An 18,997-nucleotide genomic window follows, 5' to 3' on the forward strand; every position below is an offset into this window, starting at 1 on the left:
CGCCGGTCCCGGCCGTCAGTCCGCCACGTCCAGGCCGCTGCGGCGCAGGGCGTCGGGGATGGCGGCGAAGATGGCGTCCACCGCGTCGGGCGGCAGGCCGGCGGCCAGCCGCAGCAGGGGGCGCCCGTCCTGCTCCGTCAGGCGTGCCAGCACCTGCCCCGTGCGGCTGCGCACCACCCGCTCGCCGCGCGGGGCGGGGGTCGGATCGGCCCGCCCCTCCGCCACCGTGACCAGCTCGGCCAGCCGCTTGGCGAAAGGCAGGGAGCCGGCCGCCAGTTCCGCCGCCTTCGCCAGCACGCGCTCCCGAACGGCCGGGTCGGTCAGCAGCCGGGCCAGCCGGGCGCCGTCGGCGATGCGCAAGGGGCGGGGATCGCCCAGCCCGGCCACGACGGCGTCCGGCAGCTCCGCCAGCTTCAGCAGGTTGGAGAGGTGGCCCTTGGTGAAGCCCAGCGCCGCCATCAGCCCGGCGCGGTCCATCACCCCGGCCTCCAGCACGGCGGCGATCTGCCGGGCGCGCTCGAAGGCGGAGATGTCGGCCCGCACCTCATTCTCCCGCACCATGGCGAGGACGAGGCCCCTGTCGTCGGCCGCCAGCTCGCGGGCCAGCACCGGCCGGCCGAGCCGGCGGCAGGCCTCGACGCGGCGATGGCCGGCGATGATCTCGAACCCGGCGCCGGTGCGGCGCACCAGGATGGGCACGAGCTGGCCGCGGGCCAGGATGTCCTGCACGAGCTGCTCGAACGCCGTGTCCGCGAAGGCGGCACCGTGCCGGTCGCGGAAGCGGGTGGCGACGAGGGTGCCGGGGTCGAGGTCCAGCAGCACCTGCCCGGCCGCCTTCAGCCGTTCCAGCTCGGCCGCACTACCCTCGAACACCTCCTCCATCTGGGCGACGATGGGGATGAAGGAGCGGGCGCTGCCGCTTTCGCGCCGGCGCCCGGCGACGTCACCGACGGCGGCATCCAGGGCCGCCATCCTGTCCTTCCGGCTCATCGTGCCCCCTCGCCGCCGCTGCGGCCCCAGATGTCGTGGATGACGCTCTCGATCTCGGCGTTGACGCTGTTCAGATAGTCCAGCCCGCGCTCATAGGTGCGGCGGTTCACGTCGCTGGCTTCCAGCTCGTAGTAGCTCTGCTTCATGTTGCCGGCATTGTCGAGGCCGGTGGTCAGGGCCATCCGGTTGGTCATCAGCGTGTCCGCGAAGACCGCCCCCATCCACTTCACGAGCTGGGTCTGGTTGGCATCGGAGGTCTGGTACTTGGTGACCAGCAGGCGCACGGCATCGAACTGCTTGACCCGTCCGCCCTCGGCCGCGGCCAGCGTCTCCAGCGTCTCATGCACCATGCGGAAGAACCGCCCGGCGGAGGAGAAGTCCAGCATGGAGGGCGGGATCGGCACCAGCAGCAGGTTCGCCGCCATCACCGCGTTGATGGACAGGTACGACAGCGACGGCGGGCAGTCGCAGACGACGACGTCGTAGCGGTCGTCGATCGACGGCAGGGCGTCCGCCAGCACCCGCCAGAAGCGCAGCTCGCGCTGGCGCATCTGCCGCACCGGGACCTCGAACTCGGTGGAATAGAGGCCCAGGTTCGCCGGCACGATGTCCAGCCCGTCCCAGTAGGTCGGGCGGGCGAGGTCGGCCAGCGACGCCGTGCGGCTCCCCTCGTCCAGGGTGAACAGGCGGTAGAGCGTGTCCAGCCGGTCGAAGTCCTCGTCCGGGACCAGCCCGAACATGGAGGTGGCGCTGGCCTGGCTGTCCAGGTCGATCAGCAGCACCCGGTAGCCCTGGAGCGTAAGGTACTGCGCCAGATGCACGGAATGGGTCGTCTTCGCCGCCCCGCCCTTGAAGTTGGCGACGGTGACCGTGGCCAGCTTTTCCCCGCGTGCCCGGTCGCGCCCGACCCGGTAGCGCGCGTCGCCCGTGGCGGCGAACAGGCGGCGGCGGATCTCGTTGACCTCGGCCAGGGTGAAGGCGCGGCGGTTGCCGGCGCCGACCACCGTGCCCTCGGGCCAGCCGTCCTGTCGGATCAGGCCGCGCAGGTGGCTTTCGGAGATGCGCAGCAGCCGCGCCGCCTCCGGCGTCGGGATCAGGCGCAGATGCTTGGACTTGTCGGGGTGCGACTGCACCTCGATGATGCGGCGCTGGATGGCGTCACAGCCCTCCGAATGCTCCAGGAACAGCCGCAGGGGGTCGGTCGTGCCCAGCGCTGTCCGTTCCGCCGTGTCCATGCGATCTTCCTCCGTCCGTGCAGTTCCCGTTCTTATCCGGGATGCGCATCGAAAGGGAAAGAACGAATTCTGGCGGAGTGATGAATTTATGCAGGAATGCGGCAGAAATCCCGCACTGCCTGGACTCTTCGACGCTCCGGACGCCGACGTCAGTAGCGCGGCAGCACGGCGGTGGACCCGGACCCGGCAAGCCGTTCCACCGTGACACCGACGCCGTAGAGCCGCTCCAGCGCCGCTGCGGTGGCGACCGTCTCCGGCGGACCCAGGGCTGCGATCCGCCCGCCGTCCAGCAGGGCCACGCGGTCGGCCAGGGCGTGGGCCTGTGCCGGATCGTGGGTGGACAGGATGATGGCGCGCCCCTCCGCCTTCAGGGCGCGGATTCGTTCCAGCACCCGGACCTGGTTGCCGAAATCCAGGCTGGAGGTGGGCTCGTCCAGCACCAGCAGCGGCGCTCCCTGCGCCAGCGCCCGCGCGATCAGCGCCAGTTGCCGCTCGCCACCCGACAGGCGGGTGCAGGGCCGTCCGGCCAGATGGCCGATGCCCATCAGGCCGATGGCCTCCGCCGCGGCCGCATGATCGGCCGGGCCGGGCGTGCGGAAGGGGCCGATGTGCGGCGCGCGGCCCATCAGCACCAGCTCCGCGACAGTGAAGGGGAAGCCGGCGGTGGCGTGCTGCGGCACCAGGGCCACGCGGCGGGCGATCTCGTCGCGCGCCAGCCGGGCGATGTCGTCGCCGTGCAGCAGCACCCGTCCGGACCGGGCCGGCAGCAGGCCCAGCAGCGTCTTGAACAGGGTGGTCTTGCCGCTGCCGTTGGGACCCAGCAGGCAGAGCACCTCCCCGGCCGCCAGCGACAGCTCGACCCCGGCGCCGACGGTGCGGCCCGGATAGCCGAAGGCCAGGGCGCGGGTTTCCAGCAGGATCATGTCCAGCCCCGCCGCCCCAGGGCCATCAGCCAGAGGAAGAAGGGCGCCCCCAGGCAGGCGGTCAGGATGCCCAGTGGCACCTCCACCGCCGCCACGGTGCGGGCCAGCGTGTCCAGCACCAGCAGGAAGCCCGCCCCCAGCAGCAGCGACGCCGGCAGCAGCCGCGTGAAGTCCGGCCCCACCAGCATCCGGGCCACATGCGGCACCAGCAGCCCGACCCAGCCGACCAGTCCGGCGACGGCGACGCTGGCGGCCGTCATCAGCGTCGCCCCGGCGATGAACAGCAGGCGCAGCCGCCGCGTCTCCAGGCCCAGCGCCTTCGCTTCCTCTTCCCCCAGGGTCAGCAGGTTCATCCGCCAGCGGAACAGCCACAGCGGCAGCAGTCCCAGCAGGCAGGCAGGCAGTAATGCCAGCATGTCATCAGGCCCGACCGCTGCCAGGCTGCCAAGCAGCCAGTAGGTGATGGCAGGAAGCTGGTCGTAGGGATCGGCCAGCACCTTCAGCAGGCTGATGGCGGCGCTCAGCATGGCTCCGACGGCGATCCCCGTCAGCACCAGTTGCAGCACGGGATCGTGCCCGCGCAGCGCGGACCCGATCAGATAGACCAGCGCCACGGCGGCCAGCCCGCCGGCGAAGGCCAGCGCCTGGATGACCAGCACCGGCTGCGCCAGCACGATGCCCAGGATGGCGCCCAGGCTGGCCCCGGCGGACACACCCAGCAGGTCCGGGCTGACCAGGGGATTGCGGAACAGCGACTGGTATGCCCCGCCGGCGGCGGCCAGGGCGGCCCCCACGGCCAGGGCGGCCACCACCCGCGGCAACCGTATCTGCCAGATCACCGTCTCCACGGCGGGAGAAAGGCCGCTCTCCCCGCCCGTCAGGCGCGCCCGCAGTGCGGCCAGAAGCTCGCCCGGCCCCACCGGGTACTGGCCGACGGCGAAGGCCAGCAGCACTGCCCCGCATACGGCGACCGCGGGCAGCCAGCGCCGCCAGGGCAGGGGCGGGGACACCGTCGGCCGGGTCTCGGCCGTCACCGCCCCGCCCCGTCACCGCCGGGCGGGGTCAGCAGCGTGGCCAGTTCGTCATCGCTCAGGCTGCGATGGTAGAAGCGCTCGAAGAAGTCGCGGACGACCGGACGGATGTCTTCCGGGAAGAGCTCGGGGTAGAGCACGGAGACCAGCCAGCGCGCCCCGATCAGCCGGTTCACGCCCGGCGGGAAATCCACCCAGGGAAAGGGCAGCCGGGGGGCCAGATGCACCCGGCCCTCGCGCACCGCCCGCAGCCCGGCCCAGCGCGGATCGTGCCGGGCCAGATCGTAGAAGCGGGCGTCCGTGGTGACGATGGCGTCCGGGTCCCAGGCCAGCACCTGCTCCAGCGACACCTGGGCCAGCCCGCCGGCCCCGGCGGAGACGGCCACGTTCACCGCCCCCACCCGTTCCAGCACCTCCGTGTTGATCGACCCGGCGAGCCCCGTCTCCAGCCCGTCGGGCCCGCGGCCGTAATAGACCCGCACCCGCCGCTCCGGCGGCAGGGCGGCCAGCCGGCGGTCGATCTCCGCGATCATGGCCTCGGCCCAGCCGGCAAGATTTCCGGCGCGCGCCTCCAGGCCCAGCAGCGTGCCCAGCCGGCGGTAGGTGGCCGGCGTCGCCGCGAAGTCCCCCGTCAGGACGACATAGGGAATGCCGGTCTGGCGCTGCACCCGCTCGGCCAGATCGGCATAGGTGGCGCCGGTGGACCCGGAATCGAGGATCAGATCCGGGGCCAGCGCCACCACCGCCTCCGGGCTGGCGGTGGCCGCGCGGCCGGTCAACTGGCCCGTGGCCGGCAGGGTGGCATAGGGGGCGGCCAGGGCCGCCTTGACCTCCTCGGCATTCTCCCGTGGCCAGCCCAGCATCCGCTCCGGCGCCAGGGTGTAGAGCAGGATCGCCGCCGGGCCGCCGGCGACGAAGACCCGATCCACCCGGTCGGGCACCGGCACCGTCCGGCCGGTATCGTCCTGGAAGCTCCGCGGACCGGCCGCGAGCGCCGTCCCGGCGGCCGGTCCGATGGCGATGAGCAGGGTCAGGGCGCAGCGCAGGAGGAAGCGGCGCATCACGGGACCTCCGGATCGGACGGGGAAGGGCAGGGGAAGGGGCAGAGGCAGGGGAAGGGCAGGGGAGCGGCGGAACCGGCGGTCACAGCCGGGCCCGGGCGCTGAGATAGAAGGAGCGACCGGCCTCCGGGAAACCGTCCGTGAGCTGGTAGCTGCGGTCGAACAGGTTGCGCACGCCGGCGCCGACCTCCACCGTGTCGGTCAGGCTGTAGTCGGCCCGCAGCCCGACCAGGGTATGGGCGCCCGTGCGGTAGTAGAGCCGCCCGTCGGTCGTGGCGGTCCAGCGCTCGCCCGCCACCTCGACCGTCGGCGTCAGCCGGAGATCGGGCAGCGGCGTCCAGTCGGCATAGAGGAAGACGGTGTGCGTCGGCACCCCGGTGGGTTTCAGGGCGGCGTTGGTCGGATCGTCGATGTGGCGCTTCACCAGCGCGTAATTTCCGCCCACGGTCAGCGTCTGCGCCAGTTCCACCGCCAGCGACAGTTCCGCCCCGTAGAACTCGCCCGAGCCGACATTGCGGCTCTGGGTGACGGACTGGCCGTTGTAGATGAAGGGGACGGAGACGACGTAGTCGTCCACGTCGTTGTAGAAGACTGCCGCCTCGACGGAGAGCGCCCCCGTCGTCCAGGAGCCGCCGAGATCGATGTTGGTGGCCCGCTCGGGCTTCAGGTCCGGGTTCGAGGTGGCACCGCCGAAGCGGGAGCTGAAGCGCTCGAACAGGGTGGGGAAACGGGTGCGCGACGACAGACGGGCATGGAGTTCGGCGTCGTCGCCCAGCGACTGCGACAGCGCGGCCTGCCAGTTCCAGGCGTCGCTGTCGCGGGTCGGATAGATCACGGGGCTGCCGGTCGCCCCGCCCGCCCAGTCCTCCGCCCGCTTCAGGTCGCGCCAGTCGTAGCCGAGGCCCGCCGTCAGCAGCAGGGTCGGGGTCAGGGACAGGCGGTTCTCCAGCGCGACAGACCAGGTCTCCTCCGTCGAGACCTGCTCCGGCTCGGTGAAGCGCGACGGGCTGAAGCTGGTCTGCCATTCGCCGTGCCGGTCGCGGCGGTAATGGACGGCGGCGGCCAGGGTGTCGCGGTCGGCGACCGGCAGCGTCAGTTCCAGCGATCCGCCGTAGGCCTCGTCGTCATAGTAGCTGTCGAACGCACGCCCCAGCGTCTGCCGCGTCTGGGCGGCATCGTCGAAGGCCTGCAACAGGTTGTCGAACCCGTTGTAATAGGCCCGCGTCTTCAGGGTCGTTCCGGTCCCGATCCGGGTGCTGGAGAGGAAGTACAGGCTGTCCAGGTCCCAGTACGGCCAGCGCCAGTAGCGCTGGATGGAGGCGGGGTCGGTGACGTGCAGCGGCGCGTTCTTCGATCCCTCCTGGCGGGTGTAGCTCAGGCTGTACTCGTCGGTGTCGTTCGGGGTCAGCCCGACCTTGGCGTTGACCCGCCAGTCCTCCGTCTCCGAGCGGTTGCGGCGACCGCCATCCTCCGTCGCGGTCGGCGTGAAATCCTTGGGCAGGGTATAGTGGTCGCGGTCGTTGCGGGCGGCGGAGACCTGGGCGTACCAGCCCTGCTGGCGGGTGCCGGCCAGCCCGAACAGGGTCTTGCCGGCGAAGTCGGTGTCGCGGTCGAGCGTGACGGTGGCGCTCGCCTCCAGCTCGATCTCCTCGGTCGGCCGGCGCGTCACCAGATTGATGGCCCCGCCCATCCCGCCCGGCCCGTCCAGCACCGAGGCGTAACCCTTGGCGATCTGCACCTCGGCCACGTCGGCCGTCAGGAAGCGCCCGAAATCCAGGCGGTTGTCCGCCGGCAGATAGACCCGGATGCCATCGATCGAGAGCGGCACCTGGAAGCGGTCGAAGCCGCGCACGGAGATCAGGCGTTCGTTGCGCGAGCCGCCGGAGTTGGACGCGGTGACGCCGGGCACGAGACTCGCCGCTTCGTCCAGGGTCGGCCGGTTGAAGCGGTAGATGGCGGCGTCGGACAGGCTGGTGCCGCCGATGGCGAGCCGCTCGCTGCGCCGGCCGACGATGACGATCTCACCCAGTTCGAAGGCCGCCGATCCCCGGTTCCTGTCCTGTGTCTGACGGTCCTGCGCGCCCGCGGGAGGGGCGGCCGTCAGCGCGGTGGCCGTCAGAACGGTGGTGGCGAGCAGAAGCGCAAGACGGGGACGGACGGGGATCGGCATGGCGGCGGCGTCTCCAGCGGGCAGGACTGCGCCGGGGCCGGCCCATCCGCCCCGGCCAGCGGTCAGGAACGGGGCGGGACCCCGCCGCCGGGCGCGTCGCCGGGCGTGGGCGGGGCGAGGGGGGTGAAGATCCGGCGGTCGGGCTTCAGATCCAGCAGCGGCGTGCCGTCCACGCAGTCCAGACCGCGCACATGCAGCACCGGCCCTTCGATCCGCAGCAGAGTCACGATCTGCGTGCCGATCGGGTTCGGGCGCAGCGGGGAGCGCAGGGCGAAGGTGCCGCGGGTCTGGCCGTCGTCGCGCGGGCTCTGGCGGACCAGGGTGCGTGCCGAGCGGTCCAGCCAGTACAGCACCTCGATCTCGCCATACCGCTCCAGCCCGTCCAGGGCGGCGACCCAGGGCTCGAACACCTCGATACGGCAGACCGGGCCGTCGTCCCGGCCCTGCCGGGGACACTCCTCCGGGCGGGTCCAGGGGGTGTGGATGCGGCCGATGAAGTAGAGCGTGGCATCCGTCGCCGCCGGGGCCTCCACGGCCACTTCCCCGGTCCTCAGCGTCGTCGCGGTCCTGCCCGGTCCTTGCATCGCGTCACCCTGTTCCGCCGTCTGCCCGGCTGGTCCGGTTGCGGGGCCACGGCCACCGCATCTTCCGAACCGCTATATCCGGAAGAATACAAAGGGTGTCGAGCTTACCGCAAGTGCGAAACGGCAGGCGCGGCACCGGTCGGGACGGGAGTCGCTGGTGATAAGGGCATCAGGAACCCGGCCCGCCACGAGGAAGCGAACCGGGCCCGGGTGGCTGGCGTAAATGGACCCACGAAGCAGAATATCTTTTCGATACATACATATGATAGCAAGAAACAACCGGTCGATTGCGGCTCTCGATAAGGCAATAACTCGTCTACATTGCCGGAAAACTGAGCCCTTCGTGCCACACATGTTACGAAATAGTGAAGCCGCGACACTCCGAAGGTTGGAGCATTTCCCCACGCTTGCTAGCCATCTGCCCCCGGTGGTGCGCGGAGGCTGGTCGAACGGTGCGCCCACCGTCATGGCAGCGCGGCCCGTTCCGCCGCCCGTTGGTTTGCTCCAGAGAACGAAGGGAAATGGCACTCATGGACCTCAGAGAAACTGCGATCAGGCGCGGCCTGATGGCCGGCGCTGCGATCGGCGTCCTCGTTACCGCCATGCCGGCCGCCGCCCAGCAGGGCCAGGTCGAAGAAATCGTCATCACCGGTTCCCGCATCGCCAGCAGCAACCTGAACTCCCCGTCCCCGCTCCAGGTCGTCGGCGGTGAGGACATCGACATCGCTGCGTCGGCCACCCTCCAGGACGTGCTCCTGAAGAACCCGACCTTCGGCGCCCCGTCGATCTCGCGCACGAACTCCAACTTCCAGACTTCCAGCGCCGGCGCCGCCACGATCGACCTGCGCAATCTGGGCGTCGACCGCACCCTGGTCCTGGTCAACGGCCGTCGCTTCGTCTCCGGCATCCCGGGCAGCGCCGCCGTCGACCTGAACACCATCCCGACCCAGTTCATCGACCGCGTCGAAGTGCTGACGGGCGGCGCTTCGGCCGTCTACGGCTCCGACGCCGTCGCCGGTGTCGTGAACATCATCTACAAGCAGGACTTCGAAGGCATCGAGGCCGACGCCCGCTATGGCATCTCCGAGGAAGGGGATGGCATCGAGAAGGACGTCAGCCTGATGATGGGCGGCAACTTCGGCGACAACCGCGGCAACATCGTCGGCTTCCTGGGCTACAGCAACCAGGGTGCGGTGTTCTCGCGCAACCGCGACTTCGCCGCGGTGGACCAGAGCTCGCTGGGCGCCCTGGACGGCGACCCGAGCCACGCCTTCACCCCCTCCCGCCCGTACTACTCCAGCTACGCACCGCAGGGCCGCTTCACCGCCGGCGGACGCAGCTTCACCTACGACAAGAACAACAACCTGATCTCCGGGTTCTCGACCAACGGCACCGCGACCCGCGCGGCCGACGGTTTCAACCGGTCCGACTACCGCACCATCGCCATCCCGACGGAGCGTTACCTCTTCGCCACGCAGGGCGACTATGAGGTGAACGACAACCTTCGCTTCTTCATGGAAGGCACCTACGCCGGCACCCAGACGAAGACGGAGATGGAGCCGTTCGGTCTGGCGTCCGACGACATCTTCCCGGCCACCGTCTGGAACATCCAGAATGCCGACGGGTCGCGCAACCCGCTGGTGCCGACCGCGCTCTACGACGCGGCGACCGACACCAACGGCGACGGCCTGAAGGATCTGGTCTTCACCCGCCGCCTGCGCGAGGTCGGCAACCGCGGCAACACCGCCGACCGCGACACCTACCGTTTCCTGGTCGGTGCCGACGGCGACATTCCGATGGTCGAGGGTTGGCGCTACGAGACCTACCTCGGCTACGGCAAGACCAGCGAGAGCCAGGTCTCCAACGGCCAGGTCAACGTGCAGAGCTTCCGCCAGGCGCTGGATGCCGTCGTTGACGTCAATGACGTCAACAGCAACGGCAACCGCACCGAGCTGATCTGCCGCGACGCCGATGCCCGCGCCCAGGGTTGCCATCCGATCAATCTGTTCGGCTTCGGCTCCATCAGCCCCGAGGCGGCCAAGTACATCGCCGCGCCGGGCATGCTCTCCACCTTCACGCAGCAGACCATTGCCGGCCTGAACGTCACCGGCGATGTCGTCGATCTGCCGGCCGGTGCGCTGGGCGTGGCTCTCGGCACCGAGTACCGCGCCGAGCGGAGCCGCTCCGAGTTCGACGCCTTGCAGCAGTCGGGCCTGAACGCCGGTAACGCCATCCCGGCCACCCGCGGCGACTTCGACGTGTTCGAAGGCTATGCCGAGACGAACGTGCCGATCCTGGCCGACCTGCCCTTCGCCAAGCAGCTCAACCTGCGTGGCGCGGTCCGCTTCTCCGACTACTCCACCGTCGGCACGACGACGAGCTGGAACGTCGGTGGCGAGTGGCAGCCGATCGACGACATCCGCTTCCGCGTGATCCGCGCCCAGTCGGTCCGCGCCCCGAACATCAGCGAGCTGTATTCGCCGCCGAGCCAGAACTACCCGACCGGCCTGATCGATCCCTGCGATGGCATCGGTGCCACCGGTGGCGGCGTGATCGGCGAGAACTGCCGCCGCGATCCGGGCGTGCTGTCCAACATCGCGACGAACGGCAAGGTGACCTTCACCCAGTCTGACGTGCAGGGCATCAGCGGCTTCGACCTGGGCAACCCCGACCTCTCCGAGGAAAAGGGCAAGTCCTGGACCATCGGTGCGGTGATCACCCCGACCATCGAGGCGCTGTCCGCCTTCTCGATGACAGTCGATTACTTCAACGTGAAGATCGAGGATGCGATCACGGCCATTCCGCGCCAGTTCATCCTCGACCAGTGCTACCGGACGAACGATCAGGAATACTGCAAGCTGATCCGCCGTTATCAGGCCTTCGGCGTCAACAGCGCCGGCGCGATCGACGAGGTCGATCAGCCGATCGCCAACGCCGGCAGCCTGGCCACCAGCGGTCTGGATATCACGCTGAATCACCGCCTGGACCTCGAGGATATCGGCCTCGCCGGTCAGCTCAACTCCCGTCTGGCCTACACGCACGTCTTCAAGGGCTACGTGATCCCGCTGGAGGGTGCGGAGAAGGACAGCTTCAACGGTGAGATCGGGACGCCCCGCGACAAGGCTGCCCTGAACCTGATCTACGGTCTGGACAACCTGTCGGTGGCCTGGACCACGACCTGGATCGGCAACTCCTACCTGGACAACCAGTTCCTGGCGTCCATGGAGTGGCCGGGCAATGTCGGCGTCGGCAACTGGTTCTACCACGACGTCCAGATCCGCTACGCGGCGACGGAGAACTTCGAGCTGTACGCCGGTGCGGACAACGTCTTCGACAAGAAGCCGGCTCCGATCCTCTCGAACCTGCCGGGCAACGAGACCGGCACCGAGACGGCGTCCGGTACCTACGATGCGATCGGCCGGTTCTTCTACGCCGGTGTGAAGGTCACCTTCTGATCCGGAAGGCGGATCCAGGGGGCGACCCCGCGGATCACGGGGGCGGCGGCAGCGATGTCGCCGCCCCTTTCCTTTTGTGCCGGAGGAGGGCGGTCTTCGGGTCCGCGCAGGGGGGGCACGCGCGGGGCGGGCACGAAAAAGGGCGGCCGGCCCCATGGCCGACCGCCCTTTTCATGATGTCGCGCGAGACTGTTCCTGGGACGCTTCCGGCGGAGTCGAGGCCGGCGTCCGGTGTTCCGCTACTGCGTGCGCTCCACCTTGTAGAGGCGGGAGGTGCGGCCGGTCAGCAGGTTGTAGCTGCCCAGCGCCCCGCGCTCGATCGTGACCGTATCGCCTGCGGAAAGATCCAGGCGCACCGTCTCAGTCTGGCGCCAGACCTGGCCGTTGGAGAGGGTCACCGCGATGCGGCCCATGCCGGCCTGACGCACCGACGCGACCTGGGCGGTCAGCGCCTCGATCTCCTGCGGCCGCGGCGCGGCGGCGGCGGCCGGCTGGCGCACGTTCTCGGCACCGAATTTCTGTTCCGGCGTCGTAACGACCGGCGGCGCTGCATGGGTTCCGGCTGACGGGGCGACGGGGCGGGAGCCACCGACGTGAGGACTGTCGGTCGGTGGCAGCGCCGTCGCCGGACCCAGCCGGTCATAGCAGGCGAGACGCGCCTGCGGGTCCTGCATCTGACGGCAGGCATCCAGGCTCTGCGCCGTCGCCGTCCCGGCGAAGGCCGCGACCAGCACGGCCGGCGCGACCGCCCAGGCCCGGCCCGGGTACTTGGCAAGCAAACCCATCCTTGGCTCCAAACCGATGCGAAGCTGATTTCCTGCCGGTCTAGATAGCCAATCCGGGCGGGCCGGGCATCTCCTTTCTCGCGGCCCGGCCTTCGCCCCCGGGGCTGCGGACCCGGGCCGCGGGTCCGCAGGGAGCCGACTTACCAGCGTCCGCCCCGGCTCAGCCGGTCCAGGCGGCGTTGCAGGTCCTCCATCGCCGCGTCCGCCTGTCGCTGGCCGGTCAGGACGGAGTGGACCGCCGTGAAGAACTCGGTGGAGACCTGGTTGTAGCGGTCCCCGGTCACGGTCGCCGGCCGGGCCACGGCGTTCTTCAGCGAGTCGACCAGCTCGCGCATGATCGGCACCGCCTTCAGCGTCTCCTCGTCCTGGTAGAGCGACTGGATGGTGGGCAGGAACGACCCCTCCATGGCGCGGCGCTTCTGCTCCTCTTCGCCCGCCAGATAGCGCACGAGATCCATCGCCGCCTCCTTGTTCGCCGAGTAGCGCGACACTGCGAGCTGCCAGCCGCCCAGCGTGCCGGAGTGCTTGCCCTGGTCGTCGCCCTTCGGCAGGGCGGCGACGGCGACCTTGTCCTTGACGGGGCTGTCCGGGCCCTGGGCCAGCGACCAGGCATAGGGCCAGTTGCGCATGAACACGGCGTCGCCCGACTGGAAGACGCTGCGGGCCTCCTCCTCGCCGTAGTTCAGGGACCCCTGCGGGGTGACCGTGCCGATCCAGCCGGCGGCCTGCCGGATGGCCTCGACCGCCTGCGGGTTGGCGACCGTGATCTCGCCGTCGCCGGAGACGATGCCGCCGCCGCCGTGGCTGTCGATCCACTCCAGCGCGTTGCAGGTCAGGCCCTCATAGGCCTTGCCCTGGAAGACGAAACCCTGGAGCCGCGGGTTGCCGTCCTTCTGCTCGCCCTCGACGATCACCCGGGCCGTTTCCTCCAGCTCCGCCCAGGTGGTCGGCACCGGTCGGCCGTACTTCTCCAAGAGGTCCGTGCGGTAGTAGAGCAGACCCACATCGGTGAACCAGGGCATGCCGACCAGCTTGCCGCCCACCGTGTTGTTCTCGACGATGCTGGGGAAGTGCTTCGCCAGCGTCGCCTTGTCGACGGCGCCGGACAGATCCTCGAAATGCTGCGCCAGCACGCCGGGCCAGATCACGTCGATCTGATAGACGTCGATGTCGCCCGAGCGGGCCGCCAGCATCTGCTGGTAGAGCGCCAGCCGCTCGGTGGCGGAGCTGGGCGTGGAGACGACCTTGACCTGGTTGCCGGTCTTCTCCGCCCAGGCCTCGGCCCCCTGCTGGCAGAGTTGCAGCTCCGCCCCCAGCGCGCCGCAGGAAATGGTGACGGTCGCCGCCACCGCCGCTTTCGCCGTGGCCAGCGCCGCGGTCGCGGCGGCCGCCAGGATCAGGCTCTTCAGTCCCATGGTCCGTTTCCTCCCGTGACGGTTCGTGGTTCCGGCGGAGCCGGGCTCCGCCCGCCCGCCGTCATGGAACGGCCGGGGACTCAGGTTGTTGCGTGCCGGGGCAGGCGGGCGCCCAGCAGCGGGACCAGCGCCAGCAGCACCGCCACGGCCGCCAGGGCCCAGGGCAGGGTGACCGCCTCCGCCAGAAAGCCCAGGCTCGGCGGGCCGCCCAGAAAGGCGCCGTAGCCCACGGTCGAGACCGCGGCGATGGCCAGCCCGGCGGAGGCGCCGGCCGCCCGGGCCGCCAGCAGCAGCGTCAACGGAAAGATGCAGGACAGGCCGGCGCCGACGATGCCGAAGCCCAGCACCGTGGCCGTCGCGGACGGCACGGCGACGGCCAGCGCCAGACCGCCGGCGGCCAGCAATCCGCCGCCCGTCAGCACGGCCCGCGCCCCGGCCCGGGCGATCAGGCGATCTCCCGTCAGCCGTCCCGCGGCCATGGTGGCGGAGAACAGGGCGAAGGCGGCCCCCGCCGCCTCCGGCCCGGCAGCACGCCAGTCTGCCAGCAGGATGGCACTCCAGTCCGCCACCGCCCCCTCGGCCAGCAGGCAGATCAGGGCGATGGCCGACAGCCCGCCCAGTCCGCGCAGGGCCGTCAGGTGGAAGCCGGCATGGCCGCCGGCCGCGGCCCGCCGCAGCATCCGCCCGGCGGCCAGCACGCCGACGAGGCTGGCGGCCGGACCGATCAGCAGGAACTGCGTCGCCGGGTCCGCGCCCGACCCGGCCAGGAGCGCGGCCGTCCCGGCACCGGCCAACCCGCCCAGGCTGAAGCCGCCGTGGAAACCGGCGAAGACCGGCCGGCCCAGGCGGCGCTCCACCTCCGCCCCTTGTACGTTCATGGCGACGTCCAGCGTGCCGCTGACCGCACCGAACAGGACCAGCGCCGCCGCCAGGGTCGGCAGGCTGGTCGCCAGCCCGGCGAGCGGCAGAACCAGTCCCAGCAGGGCGGTCGCCCCCAGGCAGAGCGGCCGCGTGCCCCAGCGCCCGGCGGCCCAGCCCGCCAGCGGCATGGCGACGACGGCGCCGGCGGCGATTCCCAGCAGCGCCAGCCCCATCTCCCCTTCGGAGGCGCCCAGCGCCGTCCGCACCTCCGCGACCCGCGGGACCCAGTTGGCGAAGACGAAGCCGTTGACGAAGAAGACCAGGAAGACGGCCCAGCGGGCGCGTCCGGCCCGGCGGACCATTTCCGCGGCCTCGTCCGATCCCGGCACCGTCGCAACGGTCTTGGGCGGTGTCAGGCTGTCCATGTGCGCAGGATCCTCGGTGTCGGCCGTCGGAGCGACCGGTCGAAGAAACATCGCCCCAGAAGCCCGCGGACAGGGAGTGGTCAGGCGGCGGAGCTGGCGGTGGACCCCGGCGCCGCTTCCGCCCGATGCGGTGCCGGGTCACGCTGGCGGCGGAAGGCAGCCCCGTCGGCATCGAACAGGTGCAGCCGGTGCAAGGGCAGCACCACCTGGACCGGGCTGTCCAGCCCGATCATCACCGTGCCCGGCTGGCGCACGGCGAGCGTGCTGCCATCGGCAAGGCGGACATGCACGATCCCGCTCTCGCCGAGCTGTTCCACCAGCACGGCCCTGCCCGGAACACTGGCGGACGGCACGCCGGCCTCCGGCTCTCCCAGCGTCAGATGCTCGGGCCGGACGCCGAGGGTGAGGTCGGCGCCGGGAGTCTCCATCCCTTCCGGGATCACGGGGATGACCGCCGTGGCCCCGCCGGGCAGGGTGACGGCGATGCCGTCGGGCTGCAATCCGGCCAGCGCGACCTTCAGGAAGTTCATGGAGGGCGAGCCGATGAACCCGGCGACGAAACGGTTGGCCGGACGCTCGTACAGGTCCAGCGGCGAGCCCACCTGTTCGACCCGGCCGGCATTCAGCACGACGATGCGGTCGGCCAGGGTCATCGCCTCGACCTGGTCGTGCGTCACATAGATCATCGTCGCTTTCAGTTCCTTGTGCAGCCGGGCGATCTCCAGCCGGGTCTGCACCCGCAGCGCGGCGTCCAGGTTCGACAGCGGCTCGTCGAACAGGAACACCTGGGGGTGCCGGACCAGCGCCCGGCCGATGGCGACGCGCTGGCGCTGCCCGCCGGACAGCTCGCGCGGCTTGCGGTCGAGCAGCGGTTCGATCTGGAGCAGGCGCGCCGCTTCCTTCACCGCCGCGTCGATCTCCCCCTTGCCGGTGCGCGCCAGCTTCAGCCCGAAGGCCAGGTTCTCGTAGGCGGTCATATGCGGGTAGAGCGCATAGGACTGGAACACCATGGCGATGCCCCGGTCCGATGGCGGCCGGTGGTTCACGACCTTGCCCCCGATCATGACCTCGCCGCCCGTCGGTTCCTCCAGGCCCGCCACCAGCCGCAGCAGGGTGGACTTCCCGCAGCCCGACGGGCCGACGAAGACGATGAACTCACCGCTCTCGATCGACAGATCGACACCGCGGATCACTTGGACCTTGCCGAACCGCTTCTCCACGTCGCGGAGTTCGACCGCAGCCATGGCATCCTCCCTCTTGCTCGTTCCCTTGTCCGTTTCCCGGGCCGCCGAAGCGGGGTCAGCCCTTGACCGCGCCGGCCGTGAGGCCGGCGACGATCCGGCGCTGGAAGATCAGCACCAGCACGATCAGCGGCACGGTGACGATGACGCTCGCCGCCATCACCCGGCCCCAGGGCAGCTCGTACTGGCTGGCCCCGGTGATCAGCGCGATCGCCACGGGGACGGTCCGCATCTCGTTCGACAGGGTGAAGGTCAGGGCGAACAGGAACTCGTTCCAGGCGGCGATGAAGGCCAGCAGCCCCGTGGTCACCATGGCCGGCCACATCAGGGGCAGGAACACGCGGGTCAGGATGACCCACGGGCTGGCGCCGTCCACCAGGGCGGCCTCCTCCAGCTCCTTGGGCAGTTCCCGCATGAAGGTCGTCAGCACCCAGACCGTGAAGGGCAGGGTGAAGATCAGATAGGACAGGATCAGGCTGGTCAGGGAGTTGTAGAGACCCATGATCCGGATCAGCTCGAACAGACCCGACAGCACGGCGACCTGGGGGAACATGCTGACGGCCAGCACCACCATCAGCAGGAAGCCGCGGCCGCGGAAGCGCACCCGGCCCAGCGAATAGGCGGCCGTCAGCGACAGCAGCAGCGACAGCGTCACCACCGAAACGGCCACGATCACCGAGTTCAGGATGTTGCGGGCGAAGGGCTGCTCGCGGAAGACGGCGGCGTAGTTCTCCCAGACCGGGTCCGTGGGGATCAGGTCCGTGCTGAACAGGGCCTGCCCGCTGCGCAGGGACGAGACGATGGCCCAGTAGAACGGGAACAGGGTGTAGACGAGCAGGACCGCCACGAGGACGTAGAAGAGGACCTGTCCGATCTGCCGTTTCACGCGCATGGCCGGTCCCCCTCAGCGGGTGTCGGCGGCCAGCCGCACGCGGCCGACCGTCAACAGGATGATGGTGATCAGCAGGATCAGCAGCACCAGCAGGGTGGATGCGGCCGAGCCATAGCCCACGTCCTGGAAGTCCACCAGATTCTGCCGGGCATAGACGGACAGCGTCGCCGTGGCGGGATTGCCGCCGGCCAGCACATAGGCCAGATCAAACATGCGCAGGGCGTCCAGGGCGCGGAAGATGATGGCGACCATCAGGGCCGGCCGGATCAGCGGCAGCGTCACCCGGAAGAAGACCCGCACCGGATGTACCCCGTCCACCCGTGCGGCCTCGTAGATCTCGGTCGGCAGGGTCTGCAACGCCGCCAGGATCAGCAACGCCATGAAGGGCGTCGTCTTCCAGACATCCACCGCCACCATGGCCCAGAGCGCCGTGTCGGGATCGGCCATCCAGGCCACCGGGGCGTCGAGGATCCCGATCCCGACCAGCAGCGTGTTCACCACGCCGTAGAGGTCGTGGTACATCCAGCCCCACATCTGGGCGCTGATGACGGTCGGAATGGCCCAGGGCACCAGCACGGCGGCCCGCATCAGGCCGCGACCCGGCAAGTGTGCATTGAGCACCAGGGCGATGACCATGCCCAGCAGTGTCTCCAGCACCACCGAGGCGGAGGCGAATTTCAGCGTGACCCAGGTGGCCTGCCACCAGGCCGGATCGGTCAGCAGGTAGCCGAAATTGGTGAAACCGATGAAAGCCGCTTCTTCCGTGCCGCCCAGGCGGGCATCGGTGAAGCCCAGATAGACCGTGCGCAGCAGCGGCCAGCCCGCGACCAGCAGCAGTGCCACGACGGTCGGCAGCAGGAACAGCAGGGCCGCGCGGCGGCGGCGCTGTTCCAGGCGGCCGACGGTTTCGCCCCCGACCCGGTTCCGGCTTTCGGCCCCGGTCAGGCTACCGGGTGTGGTTGCCGTCATCGGCGGCCTCCTATCCGGTGGCCCCGGTCACCAGGGGGTGGTGCGGACCTGCACGGTCCCCGCCGCGGCCGACTCCCGTCTGGCATGCCTGGTCCTCCCTTGCGGCCCGGCCGGTCCGGTGCCCGGCGGGTGCTTTTTCTACTCTGCTTGCGAGGTTCAACGGGGCAGGGCGGGATTCGTCCCGGCGGGCGCCGCCGCCAAGGCATTAATTTCAACGGGGTAATGCGCCCGAACCGGAGCATGGCCCGCGGTCGCCTTCCGCGCCGGCCCCCTCCGGTTTCGCGCAGCCGGCGAATCCGGACTCGAATACACGCGTGTTTTCTTCGGAGGCTTTTCGCGTTATATACTTTCCCAACAATAGCCGACCAGTGGTGAGACCATGGTGGAAAAGGGAAACCGCGGGCGGCGCGGGCCGCGGCAGAGCGAAGAAGACGCGGCCGTTTCCGCCGCCCTAGGGGAGAGGGTACGGGCCCGGCGCGGTCTCTTGGGGATGACCCAACAGGAATTGGGCCGAAGGGTAGGGCTGACCTTTCAACAGGTCCAGAAGTATGAGCGCGGGTCCAACCGGGTGGCGGTTCCAACTCTTCTCAAGCTTGCCAATGCGTTGGACACTACCCCGGCCGATCTGCTCGAAGGTCTGGGGGCGACGCCGATCGGAACCCGCGACACCGCCCTGGACCGCGAAAGCCTGAACCTGCTGTCGGCCAGCCGTCGCATTCCCGCCGGCGTGCGCCATGCCATCGTCGGGCTTGCGAAGGCGCTTGCGGAGGGGCGGAGCGTGGACGGCTCCCTGCTGGACCAGGAGAGCGAACCGGCCGGCCCGCCGGAGGAGGCGGACGGGGGGACGGCCGCCGCCCCGGGCGACGGCACCCGACGCCAGGGGCGCAGGCCCCGTCGCCGCCGCGGGGCCATCTGGGACCCCGCGGATATCGAACGGGCCGCCCGGCGCGGCTGAGGGAC

Annotated in this window: 15 protein-coding genes; 2 read left to right on the forward strand and 13 right to left on the reverse strand. The window is 70.3% G+C overall.

Annotated features, from left to right (window positions below; genetic code table 11):
- Positions 1-15: 15 nt before the first annotated feature.
- The 7 genes from ACFQPS_RS17795 to tsaA form a co-directional block, all read right to left on the reverse strand.
- Positions 16-990, reverse strand: a complete 975-nt coding sequence (locus ACFQPS_RS17795) for a ParB/RepB/Spo0J family partition protein (protein ID WP_377360563.1) — start codon at positions 988-990, stop codon at positions 16-18.
- Complete coding sequence (gene repA / locus ACFQPS_RS17800) at positions 987-2,225, reverse strand: plasmid partitioning protein RepA (protein ID WP_377360564.1); 1,239 nt, start codon at positions 2,223-2,225, stop codon at positions 987-989. Before repA ends, ACFQPS_RS17795 begins: the two co-directional genes overlap by 4 nt.
- A gap of 149 nt (positions 2,226-2,374) precedes the next feature.
- On the reverse strand, positions 2,375-3,148 hold the full coding sequence (locus ACFQPS_RS17805; protein ID WP_377360565.1) for an ABC transporter ATP-binding protein: 774 nt from the start codon (positions 3,146-3,148) through the stop codon (positions 2,375-2,377).
- Complete coding sequence (locus tag ACFQPS_RS17810; protein ID WP_377360566.1) at positions 3,145-4,182, reverse strand: FecCD family ABC transporter permease; 1,038 nt, start codon at positions 4,180-4,182, stop codon at positions 3,145-3,147. The genes ACFQPS_RS17805 and ACFQPS_RS17810 overlap by 4 nt, the downstream gene beginning before the upstream one ends.
- On the reverse strand, positions 4,179-5,240 hold the full coding sequence (locus tag ACFQPS_RS17815) for an iron ABC transporter substrate-binding protein (RefSeq protein ID WP_377360567.1): 1,062 nt from the start codon (positions 5,238-5,240) through the stop codon (positions 4,179-4,181). The genes ACFQPS_RS17810 and ACFQPS_RS17815 overlap by 4 nt, the downstream gene beginning before the upstream one ends.
- Positions 5,241-5,322: 82 nt before the next feature.
- Positions 5,323-7,410: a TonB-dependent receptor plug domain-containing protein gene (locus ACFQPS_RS17820; RefSeq protein WP_377360568.1), complete on the reverse strand. Its 2,088-nt coding sequence runs from the start codon at positions 7,408-7,410 to the stop codon at positions 5,323-5,325.
- A 62-nt stretch (positions 7,411-7,472) separates the two neighbouring features.
- The gene (tsaA, locus tag ACFQPS_RS17825; RefSeq protein WP_377360569.1) at positions 7,473-7,949 is read right to left on the reverse strand and encodes a tRNA (N6-threonylcarbamoyladenosine(37)-N6)-methyltransferase TrmO; all 477 of its coding nucleotides are present in this window, start codon (positions 7,947-7,949) and stop codon (positions 7,473-7,475) included.
- Between the two features lie 575 nt (positions 7,950-8,524).
- On the opposite strand from tsaA, the gene ACFQPS_RS17830 reads away from it, so the two are divergent.
- Positions 8,525-11,449, forward strand: coding sequence for a TonB-dependent receptor domain-containing protein (locus tag ACFQPS_RS17830; RefSeq protein ID WP_377360570.1), 2,925 nt, complete (start codon positions 8,525-8,527; stop codon positions 11,447-11,449).
- A 239-nt stretch (positions 11,450-11,688) separates the two neighbouring features.
- On the opposite strand, the gene ACFQPS_RS17835 is transcribed toward ACFQPS_RS17830, so the two are convergent.
- The 6 genes from ACFQPS_RS17835 to ACFQPS_RS17860 form a co-directional block, all read right to left on the reverse strand.
- Complete coding sequence (locus ACFQPS_RS17835) at positions 11,689-12,234, reverse strand: hypothetical protein (RefSeq protein ID WP_377360571.1); 546 nt, start codon at positions 12,232-12,234, stop codon at positions 11,689-11,691.
- 140 nt (positions 12,235-12,374) lie between these two features.
- Positions 12,375-13,649, reverse strand: a complete 1,275-nt coding sequence (locus ACFQPS_RS17840) for an ABC transporter substrate-binding protein (RefSeq protein WP_377360572.1) — start codon at positions 13,647-13,649, stop codon at positions 12,375-12,377.
- Positions 13,650-13,729: 80 nt separating this feature from the next.
- Entirely contained in the window at positions 13,730-14,935 is a 1,206-nt protein-coding gene (locus tag ACFQPS_RS17845; protein WP_377360573.1) for an MFS transporter, read from the reverse strand.
- A gap of 80 nt (positions 14,936-15,015) precedes the next feature.
- Positions 15,016-16,179, reverse strand: coding sequence for an ABC transporter ATP-binding protein (locus ACFQPS_RS17850; RefSeq protein WP_377360574.1), 1,164 nt, complete (start codon positions 16,177-16,179; stop codon positions 15,016-15,018).
- Positions 16,180-16,234: 55 nt separating this feature from the next.
- Entirely contained in the window at positions 16,235-17,068 is an 834-nt protein-coding gene (locus ACFQPS_RS17855; protein ID WP_377360575.1) for a carbohydrate ABC transporter permease, read from the reverse strand.
- Positions 17,069-17,080: 12 nt separating this feature from the next.
- Positions 17,081-18,037 carry a carbohydrate ABC transporter permease gene (locus ACFQPS_RS17860; RefSeq protein ID WP_377360576.1) on the reverse strand — a complete coding sequence of 319 codons (957 nt, stop codon included), beginning with the start codon at positions 18,035-18,037 and terminating at the stop codon, positions 17,081-17,083.
- Between the two features lie 379 nt (positions 18,038-18,416).
- On the opposite strand from ACFQPS_RS17860, the gene ACFQPS_RS17865 reads away from it, so the two are divergent.
- Positions 18,417-18,992, forward strand: a complete 576-nt coding sequence (locus ACFQPS_RS17865) for a helix-turn-helix domain-containing protein (protein ID WP_377360577.1) — start codon at positions 18,417-18,419, stop codon at positions 18,990-18,992.
- The last annotated feature ends 5 nt before the right edge of the window (positions 18,993-18,997 follow it).

This window comes from Rhodocista pekingensis (assembly GCF_042665545.1).
GTDB lineage: Bacteria > Pseudomonadota > Alphaproteobacteria > Azospirillales > Azospirillaceae > Rhodocista > Rhodocista pekingensis.